This is a genomic window from Pseudomonas sp. LPB0260, from assembly GCF_013388395.1.
This window is the reverse complement of record NZ_CP058247.1, coordinates 5,564,975-5,580,750: the sequence shown is the minus strand read 5'-3', so window position 1 is coordinate 5,580,750 and position 15,776 is coordinate 5,564,975. Positions and strand designations below refer to the sequence as shown.

Here is a 15,776-nt window from a genome sequence, read left to right as displayed (position 1 = left end):
ATCCGGCTTGCTGATGTCAGGACAGACAAGAGTGGCGCTAGCCATATTTCGCCAGCACCGCCTCGATAACCTGAACGACCTCTTGGCACTTCTGCAGATCCAGCGCGTCAGGGTGCGGCGCGGCGAAGCACCCGGCGTCATTGTCGAAGTATCGGCCGGAGGCTGTGGCGAACTCATCCGAGAGTGCCGCCCTGACCAATATGTCCGCCCCCGTACGCAGGTCCTTGCCGGCCATGCCGAAGCCTTCCTTGACCATCTTGGTGGCCAGCAGGGAGCCGGGATTCACCGCCACCAGCAACGGCCCCCTGCCCTTCAGCGCATGCGCCATGCCATGGGTCCACATGGTCAGGGCCAGCTTGCTCTGGGCATAGCTTTCGAACTGGTCGGCAATCGGCGTCCGCCCAGCCAGCGCATCCAGGTCAACGGGCGCCTGCGCGGCAGACGACAGGTTGACCACCCGGGCGTCCGGGCCCAGCACGGGCAGCAGCCGCTGGGTCAACAGGTAGGGGGCGAGGGTGTTGACCGCGAAGCGCACATCGAAACCCTCGGCCGTGCGGCTTTGCTCGGAGCGGAAGATGCCCGCGTTGTTGATCAGCACGTCGAGCCTGTCGTGCTGCTCGATGATGGCCTGGGCGAGCGCCACGACTTCGCTCGGGTCGGACAGGTCGGCCAGGTATGTCTCCGTGTAGCCGCCCGACAGCGCCTGCCGGGCCGCCTCCAGCTTTGCCGGATTGCGGCCATGCAACAGCACCCGATGCCCCTGGGAACACAGGAGCTTGGCCGTTTCCAGGCCGATGCCGTCCGTGGCGCCGGTAATCAGAATGGTCTTTTGCATGGGTCACCTCCTCACGCAGTAAAGTCCGGCAACAGCGCGTCGGCGATGCGCTGCAGCGTGGTTTCGATATCGGCCTGGTTGAAGCGCAGGTTCAGCGCCACATGGTTGATGCCGATGGATTCGAGCGATCTCAGGTAGGCCCGCAGGTAGTGGATGCCCGCGCGAAAGCCGAGGTGGATCGCCTGGGGCGGTGCATCATCCTTCTCGAGCAGGTCGATGTAGAGCGACTGCATGGCGGGCTTGATCCCATGGCCGGCGGCAGCTGCCCGTGCTCGCCAGTCGCCGATGATCTGCTGCTGAACCGCCACGGGCCGCGGGTAGGTAATCCAGCCGTCGCCATGACTGGCCAGCCAGTCCGGGTTCTGCTGGCTGGCGCCGGTGATCAGCAACGGCACTTTTTCTGCGACGGGTTTTGGCAGCATGTCCATGCCCCCGCCAGGGCTGCCATAGCGGTTGTCGAACGCAGGCGCGTGCTGCCAGATCCGCTGGATGTAGTCGAGGCTGTCGCGAAAGCGCGTGCCACGATCCTCGTAGTTCAGTTTGAGGGCGGGGTATTCGTCCGGCCGGTCGCCCGAGGCGACGCCCAGAAGCAGGCGACCGCCCGACAGGGCGTCGGCGCTGGCAGCGGCCTTGGCCACATGGGCCGGATGACGCAAGGGCAGCACGAGACTGGCGACGCCCAGAGCGATGCGTTCGGTCTGCCCGGCCAGCAGGCCCAGGTAGACAAAGGGATCGTAGAGCTGGCCGGCATCGCCGAATGACGGCACGTTGAACGGCACATCGCGCAGCCAGACCGCGGCGAACCCCAGCTGCTCGGCCAGCCTGACCCGCTCGAGGTGAGCGCGCATCGAGGGGACAGGACTGTCCGCATAGCGCTCGATGGGCACCACGAGGCCGAGGCTTAGCCTGTTCAGGCGAAAGACTGCCTCGTAGCCCTGATTGATGGGGGCGAACCCCCGTTGTTCGGACAGCATTGCGACACCTCTTGCCATGAGTGCGGCGGGCTCCAACCCTGGGCCCGCCCCACCGTGCGTGGTCAGGCCTCGACCACTACCTTGCCGATCGCCTGGCCGCTGCCCAGGCGTGCATGGGCCTGGCCGATGTCTTCGAGGGCAAACCGCGGGTCGTCCAGCAGCGGCTTGAGGGCCCCGGCATCGGCGATCTCGGCGAGCTTGGTGAGAATGGCGCCATGCTCTTCACGCTTGTGGTTGTGCAGCATGGGGATCAGCATGAACACCACGTGCACCGACAGGCCCTTGAAGTGCGCGGGCGTCAGGTCAAGCTCCAGCATGGAAACGGTGGTCACCACCTGAGCATTCAGCGCCGCGGCCTCGAAGGAATTGGCCATGTTGGCGCCGCCAACGCTGTCGAAGACGACCTCGAACCCCTTCCCGTCGGTGTGCTTCGCCACATAGTCGGCGACCGACTCGTTCCTGTAGTTGATCGGCGTGGCGCCATAGCCCTGAATCACGCTGGCCTGCTGCTCACCCGAGCAGGTGGCGTACACCTCCGCGCCCAGGTACTTGGCCAGTTGCACGGCCACGTGGCCAACACCACCGGCACCACCATGCACCAGCACGCGCTGCCCGGCGTGGGTGCCGGCGCGCTGCAGGCCTTCGTAGGCGGTGATGCCCACCAGTGGCAAGGCGGCCGCCTCACGCATCGACAGCGACTTGGGCTTGTGGGCCAGCAAGCGGGCGTCGGCCAGCATGTACTCGGCCAGCGTGCCTTGCAGGTCGGCCAGGCCACCGGCACAGCCGTACACCTCATCGCCTGGCGCAAAGCCGCTGACGCCTTCACCGACGGCCTCGACGGTGCCGGCGAAATCCATCCCCAGCACGGCGGGCAGGGCCGGCGACAGCGGCAGGTCCTGGCCCATCTGGCGGATCATGGTGTCGACGGTGTTCACGCTGGTGGCGGCGATGCGCACCAGCACATGGCCTGCCCTGACCACCGGCTTCGGCAGGTCGGCCACCTGGAAGGCGGCGTTTTCGCCGTACTGCTCGAGGATCATTGCTTTCATGGGGAAATCTCCTGCTTATATCGGGAAGTGGTCGAGGCACTGAGAGCAATACAGGCTGTGTGCGGACCACTCGGTGTGATGCTTCAGGCTGACTCATCCAGCCCATGATTCGAGCACCCTGAACTGACGGCTTGCCGTGAGCGCTGTGTGCTTGATGGGGTCAGCATATTTGACAGACAGACCATTGATAATCGACCATCTCAAGCAATAACTTTTTAGATTTCGCTGAATATCGACCATGAACATCGAGCATCTCAAGCTCTTCGTCAGGCTGGCGGTCACCCACAACATCAGCCAGGCCGGCCAGGAATTGGGCCTGTCGCCGGCGGTGGCCAGCGCCCATATCAGCAAGCTGGAGCAAGGGCTTGGCGTGCGTTTGCTGCATCGCACCACACGCAAGGTGTCGCTCACCCAGGAGGGCGAGGCCTTTCTGCCCTATGCCGAAGAAGTGCTGGCCAGCGTGGAGATGGCGCGCGCCTCGGTGGGCGCGGGCAGCACGGCGCCCAGGGGGACGCTGCGGGTCACGGCACCCGCTTCGTTCGGGCGCATGCATCTGCTGCCTTCGCTGAAGACGTTTCTCGCCCGTTATCCGCACCTGTCGCTGGATCTGCGGCTGTCCGACTCGATCGTCGACCTGGTCGAGGGCGGCTTCGATATTGCGATCCGCAATGCCGAGCTCAAGGACTCCAGCCTGGTGGCCCGCCGGCTGGCGCCGGACCGGCGCATCCTCTGCGCCGCGCCGGAATATCTGAAGCATTACGGAGAACCGCTCTCGCCCCAGGATCTGCTCAATCATCAATGCATCAATCTGCTGGGGCTGGAGACCTGGGTCTTCGCCACGGCGAATGGCCCGCTCAGCATCAAAACCCATGGCCAGCTGCGTACCGACAACGGTGAGGCCATGCGTGACGCCTGTGTCAGCGGACTGGGCATCGCCATCAGCTCGACCTGGAGCGTCTACCAGCACCTGGCGCATGGCGACCTGGTCCAGGTGCTACCGCACAGCCCGCTGCTTGCACAAACCGCGATCTGGGCGATGTACCCCAGTTCACGCCTGCTAGCCCCCAAGGTGCGGGCCTTTATCGATTTCTACGCCGAGTATTTTGGTGAGGAACCTTACTGGGACCAGGCGCTGCCGGGTGCGGAGTATTGAATCGGCCCGCGCGCCTGAATGCCTAGACGCCTCTATGTGAGCCCCGTTCAGCTTGGTACGGATCAGTTTGCTCTTGGCTGGCTTCTGCCGGCTCCCTGCCCCCGCTAGGGTCGTTCCCTTGATCAGACCGAGCGGGTGATGCCGCCATCGACCCGCAGGTTCTGCCCGGTGATGTAGCCCGCCCCCTCGCTGGCGAGGAAGGCGATGGTCGCGGCTATCTCCTCGGCGCGTCCGTAACGGCCCATGGGGATGCGCGCACGGAACTCCTCCTTCTCCGGCAGGCTGTCGATGAAGCCTGGCAGCACATTGTTCATGCGCACGTTGTCGGCCGCATGGCGATCGGCGAACAGTTTGCTGAACGCCGCCAGGCCGGCGCGGAAGACACCAGAAGTCGGAAACACCGGATCAGGCTCGAACGCCGCGAAGGTCGAGATGTTGATGATGCTGCCTGACTGCTGGGCGACCATGGTTGGCGTCACCAGGCGCGTCGGGCGGATCACGTTCAGCAGGTAGACCTCCAGCCCTCTGTGCCACTCTTCGTCGCTCAGCTCGAGCACCGGTGCGCGCGGCCCATGGCCGGCGCTGTTGACCAGCACATCGATGCGCCCCCAGCGTTCAAGCGTCAGGTCTACCAGGCGTTGCAGATCATCGTTCGACTGGTTGGAGCCGGTGACGCCCAGCCCACCCAGTTGCTTGGCCAGCTCCTCGCCCTTGCCCGACGCCGACAGGATCGCCACCTTGAAGCCGTCGCTGGCCAGCCGTTTGGCGGTGGCTGCCCCCATGCCGCTGCCACCGGCGGTAATGATGGCTACTTTTTCTATAGTCATGCTGCCTCCTCATGAATGCCGGAAATCGCTGCTGGAAATCCGTATGAATTGCATGAACTATAGGTATATGAGCGCCCACGTTCGAACCAGATCGACTGCCTTGTGACTATAGAAAAACTACATGACTACAACTAACTCAGCGCGGCTGCCGCCGCTCAATGCCCTGCGCGTCTTCGACGTGGTCGCGCAGCAGCTGAACTTCCGCCTGGCGGCCGAACAGCTAAACGTCACCCAGGGGGCGGTGGCACAGCAGATTCGCAAGCTCGAGGATGATCTGGGCATCCGCCTGTTCATACGCGAGGCGCATGGGGTGGCGTTGACGGACGCGGGACGGGCCTTCCTGCCTAACATCCGCCGGGCCTTCGAACTGATCGGCGACGCCACGGCAAACCTGCGCACCGCCCCCACTCGCCTGACGATCAGCGCGACCCCGACCTTTGCAGCCAAATGGCTGCTGCCCAGGCTGCCCGGATTCGTCGCCGCCCATCCGCTGATCGACCTGCGCATTCTGGCGAGCGAGCAGCTGTCGAGCTTCCACGCCGATGGCGTCGACCTGGCCATTCGCCAGGGACGTCCGCCGTTCGGGCCAGGGCTGGAAGTGGATTTTCTGTTTGCGCAGACACTGATTGCAGTCTGCAGCCCCGCCCTGCTTGCGTCCCTGGACGCACCGATGACCCCGGCGAACCTGCGCGGCCAGGTGCTGCTCGAGGACAGCCACAACCTCTGGCCCGAGTATCTTGAACGGGCCCTGGGCCAGGCCAATGCCCTCGGGAGCAAGCGCATGCAGTTCAACCAGACCAGCCTGGCCATAGATGCAGCCATTGCCGGCCAGGGATTCGCCCTGGCCAGCCGTTTTCTGGTGCAGGCAGAACTGGCCTCGGGTCTGTTGGTGCAACCGTTCACTGCTGTGATGCGCGGCACCCAGGACTTCTACGTCGTGGCCCCCCGCCGGCAACGCCACCCCGAGCCGACCCAGGCGGTTCGGCAGTGGCTTATGAGCGAGAGAGGGGCGGAACTACCCGACTTGCAGTGAATGCTTGCTCCTTGCCAGGCTTCGCGTCTGCTGCCTGGCGGAAGTCGCCCCAAGCCGCCTGTCGTATCAGGCGAAAACCAGCCAATAGCCGACACTCGGCTTCAGGCGGAGCCGATCTGTTTGAGCACTGCCGCAACGATCGCCTCCGGGCGATCCTCTTGCATGAGGTGCCCGGAGTTTTCAACCAGGAAACACGGCCGATCCGAGATCGACTCGGCGAGCACTTTGCCCTTCTCCGCTGGGATCCAGGCATCCTCCTGCCCCCACAAGACCCTGACAGGACAATCCATTGCGCCATAGAGGCCCTGAACCTCATCGGTAAACCGTTCATCCATCTGCGCAATCTGTCGATAGAAGGCCGCCTGGCCGACTGCTCCCACCCATGGATTGCAGTACAGCTGCATCGCCTCCTCGGACAGTGGATTACACGCGGCGGTTTGCAGATACGCCCTGAGCAAAGCCTGGTGCATGTAGTCCGGCATGCCGGCGAATGCGGCCTCATGCTGACGAACATGGCGGACGAATGGCGAGCCCCATGGGGCTAACGCCACAGCGTCGAAGATCGTGAGAGAGGAATAGCGAAGCCCGTTCAGGTAGTAGCCACGCAGGGCCGTGGCTCCGCCAAAATCGTGGGCCAGAACGTCAGGTCGGCTGATGCCCCACTCCTCGAAGAGGGCGGCGAGCACCTTGTTCTGGATTGCCAGGGAGACATCCTGGCCCGCCCGCATTTCGGACTGCCCGTACCCCACCAGATCGAAGTAATAAACCGTCCTCTGATCGACCAGATGGGGAATGATTCTGCGCCAGACCTGGGATGAGAACGGTGTGCCATGGATAGCGACCAAGGGGGCACCACTGCCACAGCGTCCCCACCTCACTGCATTCCCTTCAATCACCGACGTATATGGCAAATCCAACATAGCCTTGTCTCACAGGGTCATTTAGCTGAAAGACCAGTGTAGTGGTCTGCTGATCCAGGCGAACGCTGGGATTAACCCAGGAGCGCTCGCCTGAACTTGGACGCGACACTATGAGTCTTGCTGCCGTCGGCACCGACGCCGGCAATCAGGACGAAGTTCAGCATCAGCGAATGGGACGGCCTGATCTCCTTGGAGCGCACGAGTCTGCCGGCCATGGATACCGGCAAAAAGGCCTGGCAGAACCCTTCTTCGACGCCATCTCGCAGGGAGGCGACTGTCGCGGCCTCGAGCACCAGCTTGTGCTCACGGGGCACGGTCTTCAGGTCTTCGAGCGCGCGATCACGCAAGATGCAGTTGGTCGTCAGCACCCCCACCTTGGCTTTGCCGTCCTGGGTTCTTGCGCTACCAAACCAGGCGATTTCTTCCGACCAGAGATGAGCCCCCTCATCGGTTCCGGGCTCTTGCGCCACGATGGCCATATCCAGTGCACCGGACTGGATGCGTGCTCGCAGCGAGCGACTGGGTTCGAGAATGATGGTGGGAGTGAGCTTGGGGAACTCACGGCCAAAGATGGGCAGAAGTTTCTGCAGCAGCGTCGGCGCATAGTCGGTGGGGGTGCCGAAACTCAATTTGCCGAACAACTCGCCCTGGCGCAGATCGCTGAGCAGTTCGTAGTTCAGGCCCAGCAGCTTTTCGCCCTTCTCCTTGAGGATGTCCCCGGCCGCGGTCAGGGCAATCCCCTGGTTGCTGCGTTCCAGAAGCCGCTGCCCCAGCAGCTCTTCGAGCCGCTTGATCTGCATGCTGACAGCGGCGGGGGTTTTATTGAGTCTTTCGGCCGCGGGTTTGAAGCCACCTTCCTGCAGGACGGTCTGGAACGTCCGAATGAGTTCGAGGTCTAGCGCCGGCAACATGATTAAATTTCCCTTACCTACAAGGTAAAATTATTTAGTTTTTATTAACCATAGCAGCCTTCCATACTCGCCCAACAGCCTTCCTTTGGAGTGAGTCATGCTGGATCTGTCCGCCACCCTCGACCAGAAACGCGTCCGTGCCTATCGGCTCGAGCGCACGCGCGAACTGTTGGCCCACTTCAAGATGGACGCGGCGGTGCTCTTCGATCCGCTGAACCTGCGTTACGCGACCGGTTGTCGCAACATGCAGGTCTGGACCTCGCACCACCTGGCGCGCTACGTCTTCGTCCCGGCGGCAGGACCCGTGGTGCTGTTCGACTACGGCGGTGCGCTGCACCTGTCCGATGACCTGGAAACCATCGACGAGGCCCGACCGGCGAAGTCCTGGGATTACTTCGGCTCCGGCAGCCGCGCTGAAGAGCACGCCGGCAAGTGGGCCGAAGAGATCGTCGACCTGCTGCACACCACCTGCGGACGCGGCGCCACCCTGGGCATCGACCGGGCCGATCTGCTGCCGCTGTTGGCCCTGCAGAAGCGCGGTATCCAGATGATGGACGCCAAGGCGCCAATGGAGATCGCCCGCTCGATCAAGTCGGCCGATGAGGTGGCGATCATCAGGAACTCGATGCAGGTCTGCACCGATGCCATCGCCTTCATGCGTCAGCACGCCGTGCCCGGGGTGACCGAGAACTACCTGATGTCGCTGATGAACCAGTACAACCTGGAGCATGGCGGCGAAGCGCAGGAGACGCGCTTGCTGAGCTCGGGGCATCACACCAACCCCTGGTTCACCGAGACCTCGAGCAAGGTGATCGAGGCGGGCGAGATGCTGGTCTTCGACAGCGACCTGATCGGCCCGGACGGCGTCTTCGTCGACCAGACCCGCGCCTTCGTGATCGGCGACAGGCGGCCCACGGCGGAGCAACGGCGCCTGTATGCCCACGCCCATGAGCAGTTGCAGCACAACATGGCGCTGCTGCGCCCGGGCATGAGCTTCGCTGAATTCGGCGAACTGTCCTGGAAGATGCCCGACATCTATGTGCCCAACCGCTATGCCGAGATGGTCCACGGCATCGGCTTCGGCGTGGAGTTCCCGGTGATCTACTACCCCGAGGACCACGAAACCTGGCAGTACGCCGGCACCTTTCAGGAGGGCATGTGCGTGTGCGTCGAGAGCTACATCGGCGCGGTCGGTGGCGATGAAGGGGTGAAGCTCGAACAGCCCGTGCTGATCACCAAGGATGGTCCCGTGCCGCTGAGCGACTGCCCGTTCGAGGAGGACTATCTGTGAACAGCCGTTACGACTACATCATCGTTGGCGCGGGCACCGCCGGCTGCGTGCTGGCCCATCGGCTGAGCGAAAGCGGCGAGTATTCGGTGCTGTTGCTGGAGCATGGCGGCGATGACCGCAGCTGGATCATCCAGATGCCGGCCGGCTTGCGTTCGGCATTCAAGCCGACGAGCAAGTACAACTATTGGTTCAAGACCACGCCGCAGCGCCAGCTGAACAATCGTGCGATCGACCAGCCACGCGGCAAGGTGCTGGGCGGATCGTCCTCGATCAACGGCATGACCTTCTTGCGCGGCAATCCGCGCGACTATGACGACTGGGCGGATATCGAAGGCTGCAGCGGTTGGTCCTTCGCCGATTGCCTGCCGTATTTCAAGAAGCTCGAGCGGCGCGACGGTCCGGCGGACGACTACCGCAGTCATTCGGGCCCGGTGGGGGTGAAGACCCAGCAGGACCTCAACCCGTTGAACGCCGCGTTCCTCGAGGCGGGCCAGCAGGCCGGGCATGCGCTGACTGAGGATGTGAACGGCTATGCGCAGGAAGGCGTGAGCCGCTTCGAGATGTCGGTGGAAAAAGGCGTGCGCAGCAGCTCCGCGCGTTCCTACCTGCATGCCCAGGCCAAGCGCGCCAATCTGCATGTGGTCACCGGCGTCAAGGTCTTGCGGGTCATCGTCCAGAACGGCCGCGCAACGGGCGTGGAACTGGCCAAGGGCCGGCGCATCCACAGGGTGCAAGCCTCACGCGAGGTGGTGATGTCGGCCGGGGTGTTCGGCACGCCGCAGATTCTGATGCTCTCGGGGATCGGCCCCGAGAAGCATCTGCGCGAGCACGGCATCGAGGTCGTCCACCCTGCGCCCATGCTGGGCGAGAACCTGCAGGACCACCTGGAGGCGCATATCCAGGTGGAGACGGACCAGCCGGTGTCCCTGAATCGATACCTCAAGCCCCATCTGATGCTCTGGGCCGGGCTGCAGTGGTTCGGCTGGAAGGGCGGCGTGGCCTCGATCAACCAATGCAATGTCGGGGCGTTCCTGCGCACCGATGCGGATGTCACGCACCCGAATATCCAGTTCCACTTCTTCCCGGTGTTCTTCGGCGAAAACTGGATCCCGAACCCGGCGAAAAACGGCTATCGCCTGGGGGCAGGCCCGATGCGCCCGGAAAGCCGCGGCAGGGTCCGGCTGGCCTCGGCCAATCCGCTGGATGCGCCGCTGATCGACCCCAACTACCTCGCCACCGAGCGGGATTGGTACGAGATGCGCCAGGGCCTGAAGATGGGCCGCGAGCTGCTGTCGCAGCCTACCTTCAAGGACTTCCACCGACGGGAGGACCTGCCCGGCGTGAACGTGCGAACGGATGTGGAACTGGATGAATTCATCCGCAAGGATGCCTCCTCGGCCTTCCACCCCTGCGGCACGGCACGCATGGGGGCGAGCGGCGATGAGCGCGCCGTGGTGGACCTGAACCTCAAGCTGCGCGGCATCGAAGGGTTGCGCATCGTCGATGCCTCGGTGATCCCCGCCGTGCCCAGCGCCAATATCAATGCCTGCGTGTACATGATCGCCGAGAAGGCCGCCGACCTGATCCTCGGCAAAACGCCTCTGACTCCAGAGTTCGTTGCGTATCACCGTGCCATCTGAAAAGGAGAGCGTTATGACCCGTCTGCACGAACGTATCGTCGATTCCCGGTTCTTCAAGCGCCGCAAGGCCAGCGAAGACACCAAACGCAAGATCGCCAACTGGGCTACATGGGACTGTGCCGATCCCGAGTTCCAATACGCTTACGCGCGCAGGGTTTCGCTCTATGTGCATCAGGGAAGAGCCGACTTGACCTTCTCGGACGGCGAGGTGGTTGACCTGCAACCAGGCGATTTCCTGACGATCGAGGCGGGCGCCAGCGCAACCTGGAAGATCATCGAGCCCATCCGCAACAGCTACTGCTATCACGATACCTTTGAGTCTGCCTCCCGACGGGCCAGTCAGGTTCGCATGCAGGACAAGTAGCGCGGCCTGTCGCCCCGAAATCAGTTCTGCCCAGAAGTGGTTCTCAGCCGCGAGGGGCCGTTTCCGTTTCTTGGGGGCTCCTCCCGGTGAGCCGCCCTGGGGTTTCGTAGGCGCCCAGGGGCAGCGCCTGGCCGGTTGAGGCCAGTCAAGGCCGGCAGCGGTCGATGCATTGCGGCCAGCCGCAGAAGTTGGCGGACAAGGACACCTTGTCCACCCTGCCCAGCGCCATGGTCCGGCCGGTCTTGCGGCTGCAAGGAGCTCGCGCAGCGCCTGATGCCGCCCAGGTTCACTACCGAGAAACGTCGGCCTGCCTCTAGCCGGGGCCTACTTGAAGTGTTCCAGATGCGCCCTGGTGAACTCGTGCAGGTAGTGCATGAGCTCGGCAGAAGCCCCCACGGCGACGTCTTTGTCCTGATCGACCAGGGCGCGCATCTGCTTGATGTACAGCCGGGTGCAGTAGGCCTGATCTTCAGCCGTCGCGTAGTAGCACCAGAAGCGCCGGGAAAGGCCCTGGGTGGTTCTGATGCTCGAGAGAATGAACTCGTTCTTCGAGGAACGCGCCAGGATGTGATGCATGCGCCGCAGCTGGGCCATGAAGCCCTTGCGGTCATCGCTCGCCAGGCTTTCAAGCGCCTGGATCACCTCGCGGATCGGTGGCTTGTCGTCCTCGACCAGTCGTTCGACCGCTTTCTCGATACACAGGCGCTCGATCAGCGCCCGTGGCTCCAGCAGCTTGAGCATGGTCAGCGGGTTGAGTTCGGGGATCACCACGCCGGCGCGCGACAGGCGCACGAGGTTCTCGTTGGCCAGCTCGATCAGCGCCTCACGCACGGGGGTACGGCCCAGGCCGAGGTACTCGCTGATCTCGGTTTCCGTCATGACCGTGCCCGGGGCGAGGCGGCAATCGACTATCGCCGCCTCCAGTTCGTCATGGGCGATTTCAGCCTTGCTGCGTTTATCTACGGTGTTCTGCATGCGTCGATCAAGTCCCAGTTGAGCTCGAGTCCGAGCCCGTGTGCGCCTTCTTCGAGGGTGATCATACCCTGCTCGTCCGGGCGAAGTGGATTGACCACCAGCTGCCGGCGAAGAAGCGATGGACTGGTCGAATACTCCAGCGGCTCGATGCGCGCCTGCGTGCAGAGGAACTGGGCGTTTACCGCGATGGTCAGGTCGGTGTTGTAGGCGTGGGGCACGATGCGCTTGCCCTGCGGCGCCAGCAGATCGCGAAGCTTCATCACCTCGCTGACGCCACCGAACAGGGTGAGGTCCGGCTGGGCGATGTCGAATGCATCGGCCGCCAGGTAGGGCTGAAATTCCTTGCAGGTGGTGAAGCCCAGGTCGCCCACCCCCACCGGGATGGCGGTCGAGGTGCGCAGCCGCCGATGGTCATCGAGGTTGTCCGCATCGAAAGGGGCTTCGATCCATTTGAAGTCCAGCGCCTGCAAGGTGTCGAGGAACGGCTCGAGCTGCTCGAAACGGGTGAACTCCATGGCCACGTCCAGCATCAGCTCGATCTCGGGGCCGACGAACTCGCGCAGGCGCTGGAGGTTGCCGATGGCCTTCGCCGAGTCCTGCCACCAGGGCTCGACGCAGATCTTGATGCGTTTGAAGCCCTGCTCCAGGCAGGCGCCGACTTGCTGCTGGAACAGCTCCGGCTCCGCCTGCATCGGGTAGAGGGTGGCGTACACCGGCAACTGCCTGTGCTTCAGCCCGCCGAAGTAGCTGTGCAAGGGCCGCCGCTCGCTGCGCGCGAACAGATCCCACAGGGCGATATCCAGGGCGCTGATGGCATGGATGGCGACGCCGTAGCGGCCATGCCAGTTGCTGCCCTGGTACATCTTGCGCCACAGGCGCCGCGGGTCATCCAGCACTTCGCCGACCAGCACGCTGGCCAGTCCCGAAGACAGGTAGTTGTAGGGCCGCGACTCGATCAGCGCCTTGATCACCTGCGGCGGCGAGTCGGTCTCGCCGATGCCGTACAGGCCGTTGTCGCCGCGCACCACGACCAGGGCATTCTGGTAGCTGCCCTCGAAGCGGACGAAGTCCGCTTGCGGGTCCTGCAGGCAGATGACCTCGACGCTGTCGATCCGCACGCTCATTGTCCGCCCCCCAAGCTGAACTGGCGCTGCTGGTAGATGAAGGGCTCCAGCACCTCCCAATCCAGCTCGACGCCCAGGCCGGGCAAACCGGTGGGGTGGATGAAGCCCTCACTGTCCGGGCGAAATACCTGCCGGGCACCCACTTCGTACTTCTCGTAGGGCGCGGCCTGTTCGAAGAACTCGCAGTTGTCGTGGGCCAGCATCAGGTGCAGGTTGGCCGCCTGGGTCAGGGTATAGCCCCAGGACTGCAGTTCCGCCTTCAGACCCTGGGCGCGGGTCACGCCCATGACCTGGGTGGCGCCAGTGTAGCCGCCGATGCTGGTGACATCGAAGCGGCTGCGGTCCCAGCAGTGGTTCTGCAGGCCATGCTTGATCAGCTGCAGGTTGGGCAGCGAGTTGCCGCCGCTGATCACGTCCAGGTCCAGGGCCGCAGCCAGCTTCTTGTAGCCATCGAGGTCGGCGTCCGGCAGCGGTTCCTCGAAGAATTCCCACTGGTAGCGGTCGAGCAGGCGGCCCATCTGCAGGGCCTCCTGGAAACCGTAGTTGGCGTCGATATCCAGGCTCCAGCCGATATTGCGCTCGCCGAACTCCTCGTGCAGCGCATGGACCAGGGCGACGTCTTCAGCAAAGACGCAGCGCGGGTGGATCTTGATGGCGTTGAAGCCCTGCCCCAGCATCCGGTGGCAGTACTCGATGTACTCATCGACACCGGCCATGACCGGGCTGGAGGCATAGGCGCGGATCTTGTGCTTGGCGGCGCCGAGCATCTGGTAGATGGGCAGGTTCAGCGCCTTGGCCTTGGCATCGTGCAAGGCGATGTCGAACAGGGACATCGCCAGGTGCTTGAGCGGCACGTACTTGCCGGCCAAGGCCTTGGCGATCTGCGGCGCCTCGTACAGCCCCCTGCCCAGCAGGAAAGGCGCCATCAGCGCCAGGCTGTGGAAGGCCGTCTGGTCGAACTCGTGCTCGGTGTAGGTGGTCAGGCCGGCGATGCCCTGCAAGCCATCATCGAAGGTCAGGCGAGCGACGATCAGCGCTTCGTACATGGGCCCCAGGTGAGAAGACCAGCTGATCTTCTCCCCGTCCGGGCCAATCGCGAAGATCTCGATGTTTTTCACAATTGGCTGGGTCATATCAGGCGTTGTCTTCTTTGATGAATTTAATGGTGGTGAACATCATCAGCACCATGATCACCATCAGCGGCAAGCCGATGATCACCGAGGTAGTCTGCATGGTTTTCAGGCCGCCCAGAAACAGCAGCGCCAGGGGCAGGATGGCGATGGCGAAGCACCAGAACAGGCGGTTGGAGCGTTGCGGCTCCTGCCCCTCGCCAAGCTGCTTGGTGGTGGCGCAAGCCATCACGTAGGCGGCGGAGTCGAAGGTGGTGGCCAGCATCACGATCCCGGAGACCGCGACCGCCAGCAGCACCAGACCACTCATGGGCAGGGTCTTGAACATCTCGAGAATCGCCGGCGCGACGCCGTTGGTGTTCACCAGCTCGGACAGCGCCAGGGTCTCGGTCATTTGCAGGTTGATGCCATAACCGCCCAGCACGATGTAGAACAGCGCACAGCCGAACGTGCCATAGGTGAGCATGCCGACGATCACCTCGCGGATGGTACGGCCACGGGAAATGCGGGTGACGAACATGCCCATGAACGGCGCGTAGGCCACCCACCAGGCCCAGTAGAACACCGTCCAGGCCTGCGGGAAGCCGCTCTGGTTGACGCTGTCAGTCCAGGTGCTCATGCGGATGTAGTTCTCCACCATATAGCCGAGCGAGTCCATGCCCAGCCCCAGGATGAACTTGGTCGGCCCGACCAGTAGGACGTAGACCACGATCGCCAGGGTAACCACGGTGGCGAAGGTGCTCAGACGCTTGATCCCCTTGGCCAGGCCCAGGCCGCTGCTGATGGTGAAGACCGCGGTGCAGACGAGGATGATCGCCATGTCCAGGTAGATGCTGCCACTAATGCCCAGCACCTCGGCCAGGGCGCCGCCGATCATCGGTGTGCCCAGCCCCAGCGAGGTGGCGGACGCACCCAGCACGCCGAGAATGAACAGGTAGTTGATGAACGTCCCTACAGGACCGTCCACCAGGTCGCCTAGCGCCCCGCGACACGCCTCGCTGATCTTGTAGATGTGTTTCTGGCGCACGTAGTAGATGTACGACATGGCGATGGTCGGCACACAGTATATGGCCCAGGCGGTAGGCCCCCAGTGGAAGATGCCGTAGGCCTGGCCCACGGTGTACATCTCCTTGGTCTTGGCCTCCAGGCCGAACGGCGTCCAGGCGAAGTGGTAGCCCCACTCGGTACCGGCCCAGAGCATCAGGCCCGAGGCGATGCCGGCGAGAAACACCATGGTGCCCCAACCGAACCTGGTGAACTCGGGCGCGGCGTTCTTGTCGGCACTGAGCTTGATCTCACCGTATTTGGAGCAGGCCAGGGCCAGCATAAAGAGCAGTGCACCGAGGCCGACGGCGAGAAAGACGAAGTCGAAGGTGTGGGTCATCCATTTGAAAACGGCATTGATGGTGCTGGCGCCCTCGTCCGGGAACGCCACCAGCGGAATCGCCACAGCGCAGATGATCAACAGGCTGATGATCTGCATCTGCCGGTTGGTTTCGATGGGCATGGCGATGCGCTCGACCGCAGCCTCCTCGGCTGGAATATCCATT

The 15,776-nt window shown here is 63.5% G+C and carries 15 protein-coding genes; 5 read left to right on the top strand and 10 right to left on the bottom strand.

Features of this window, described 5'->3' with window-relative positions:
- Positions 1 to 37: 37 nt before the first annotated feature.
- The 3 genes from LPB260_RS24980 to LPB260_RS24970 form a co-directional block, all read right to left on the bottom strand.
- On the bottom strand, positions 38 to 835 hold the full coding sequence (locus LPB260_RS24980) for an SDR family NAD(P)-dependent oxidoreductase (protein WP_208708580.1): 798 nt from the start codon (positions 833 to 835) through the stop codon (positions 38 to 40).
- Between the two features lie 11 nt (positions 836 to 846).
- The gene (locus tag LPB260_RS24975; protein WP_208708579.1) at positions 847 to 1,809 is read right to left on the bottom strand and encodes a TIGR03571 family LLM class oxidoreductase; all 963 of its coding nucleotides are present in this window, start codon (positions 1,807 to 1,809) and stop codon (positions 847 to 849) included.
- 62 nt (positions 1,810 to 1,871) lie between these two features.
- Positions 1,872 to 2,858: a zinc-dependent alcohol dehydrogenase family protein gene (locus LPB260_RS24970; RefSeq protein WP_208708578.1), complete on the bottom strand. Its 987-nt coding sequence runs from the start codon at positions 2,856 to 2,858 to the stop codon at positions 1,872 to 1,874.
- 238 nt (positions 2,859 to 3,096) lie between these two features.
- Between LPB260_RS24970 and LPB260_RS24965 the strand changes: the two genes are divergently transcribed.
- Positions 3,097 to 4,011, top strand: a complete 915-nt coding sequence (locus LPB260_RS24965) for a LysR family transcriptional regulator (RefSeq protein WP_208708577.1) — start codon at positions 3,097 to 3,099, stop codon at positions 4,009 to 4,011.
- Between the two features lie 122 nt (positions 4,012 to 4,133).
- Here the strand turns inward: LPB260_RS24965 and LPB260_RS24960 are convergent, their stop codons facing one another.
- Positions 4,134 to 4,838 carry an SDR family oxidoreductase gene (locus LPB260_RS24960; protein WP_208708576.1) on the bottom strand — a complete coding sequence of 235 codons (705 nt, stop codon included), beginning with the start codon at positions 4,836 to 4,838 and terminating at the stop codon, positions 4,134 to 4,136.
- A gap of 121 nt (positions 4,839 to 4,959) precedes the next feature.
- Here LPB260_RS24960 and LPB260_RS24955 point away from each other — a divergent pair, with 121 nt between their 5' ends.
- Positions 4,960 to 5,871: a LysR substrate-binding domain-containing protein gene (locus LPB260_RS24955; protein ID WP_208708575.1), complete on the top strand. Its 912-nt coding sequence runs from the start codon at positions 4,960 to 4,962 to the stop codon at positions 5,869 to 5,871.
- A 101-nt stretch (positions 5,872 to 5,972) separates the two neighbouring features.
- Here LPB260_RS24955 and LPB260_RS24950 read toward each other — a convergent pair whose 3' ends face one another.
- Positions 5,973 to 6,716: an alpha/beta fold hydrolase gene (locus LPB260_RS24950; RefSeq protein ID WP_371926132.1), complete on the bottom strand. Its 744-nt coding sequence runs from the start codon at positions 6,714 to 6,716 to the stop codon at positions 5,973 to 5,975.
- Between the two features lie 146 nt (positions 6,717 to 6,862).
- Positions 6,863 to 7,702: a LysR family transcriptional regulator gene (locus tag LPB260_RS24945; protein WP_208708573.1), complete on the bottom strand. Its 840-nt coding sequence runs from the start codon at positions 7,700 to 7,702 to the stop codon at positions 6,863 to 6,865.
- 97 nt (positions 7,703 to 7,799) lie between these two features.
- On the opposite strand from LPB260_RS24945, the gene LPB260_RS24940 reads away from it, so the two are divergent.
- Genes LPB260_RS24940 through LPB260_RS24930 form a run of 3 tightly spaced genes read left to right on the top strand, consistent with a single transcriptional unit; the run spans position 7,800 to position 10,997 of the window.
- Complete coding sequence (locus LPB260_RS24940; RefSeq protein ID WP_208708572.1) at positions 7,800 to 8,993, top strand: Xaa-Pro peptidase family protein; 1,194 nt, start codon at positions 7,800 to 7,802, stop codon at positions 8,991 to 8,993.
- Entirely contained in the window at positions 8,990 to 10,633 is a 1,644-nt protein-coding gene (locus tag LPB260_RS24935) for a choline dehydrogenase (RefSeq protein ID WP_208708571.1), read from the top strand. Before LPB260_RS24940 ends, LPB260_RS24935 begins: the two co-directional genes overlap by 4 nt.
- 13 nt (positions 10,634 to 10,646) lie before the next feature.
- Positions 10,647 to 10,997: a cupin domain-containing protein gene (locus LPB260_RS24930; protein ID WP_208708570.1), complete on the top strand. Its 351-nt coding sequence runs from the start codon at positions 10,647 to 10,649 to the stop codon at positions 10,995 to 10,997.
- A 324-nt stretch (positions 10,998 to 11,321) separates the two neighbouring features.
- Here LPB260_RS24930 and LPB260_RS24925 read toward each other — a convergent pair whose 3' ends face one another.
- Genes LPB260_RS24925 through LPB260_RS24910 form a run of 4 tightly spaced genes read right to left on the bottom strand, consistent with a single transcriptional unit; the run spans position 11,322 to position 15,775 of the window.
- The gene (locus tag LPB260_RS24925) at positions 11,322 to 11,972 is read right to left on the bottom strand and encodes a GntR family transcriptional regulator (protein ID WP_208708569.1); all 651 of its coding nucleotides are present in this window, start codon (positions 11,970 to 11,972) and stop codon (positions 11,322 to 11,324) included.
- Positions 11,957 to 13,096, bottom strand: coding sequence for a mandelate racemase/muconate lactonizing enzyme family protein (locus LPB260_RS24920; RefSeq protein ID WP_208708568.1), 1,140 nt, complete (start codon positions 13,094 to 13,096; stop codon positions 11,957 to 11,959). Before LPB260_RS24920 ends, LPB260_RS24925 begins: the two co-directional genes overlap by 16 nt.
- Positions 13,093 to 14,229 carry a mandelate racemase/muconate lactonizing enzyme family protein gene (locus tag LPB260_RS24915; RefSeq protein WP_208708567.1) on the bottom strand — a complete coding sequence of 379 codons (1,137 nt, stop codon included), beginning with the start codon at positions 14,227 to 14,229 and terminating at the stop codon, positions 13,093 to 13,095. The genes LPB260_RS24920 and LPB260_RS24915 overlap by 4 nt, the downstream gene beginning before the upstream one ends.
- 1 nt (position 14,230) lies before the next feature.
- Positions 14,231 to 15,775 carry a BCCT family transporter gene (locus tag LPB260_RS24910; protein ID WP_208708566.1) on the bottom strand — a complete coding sequence of 515 codons (1,545 nt, stop codon included), beginning with the start codon at positions 15,773 to 15,775 and terminating at the stop codon, positions 14,231 to 14,233.
- Position 15,776 lies beyond the last annotated feature (1 nt).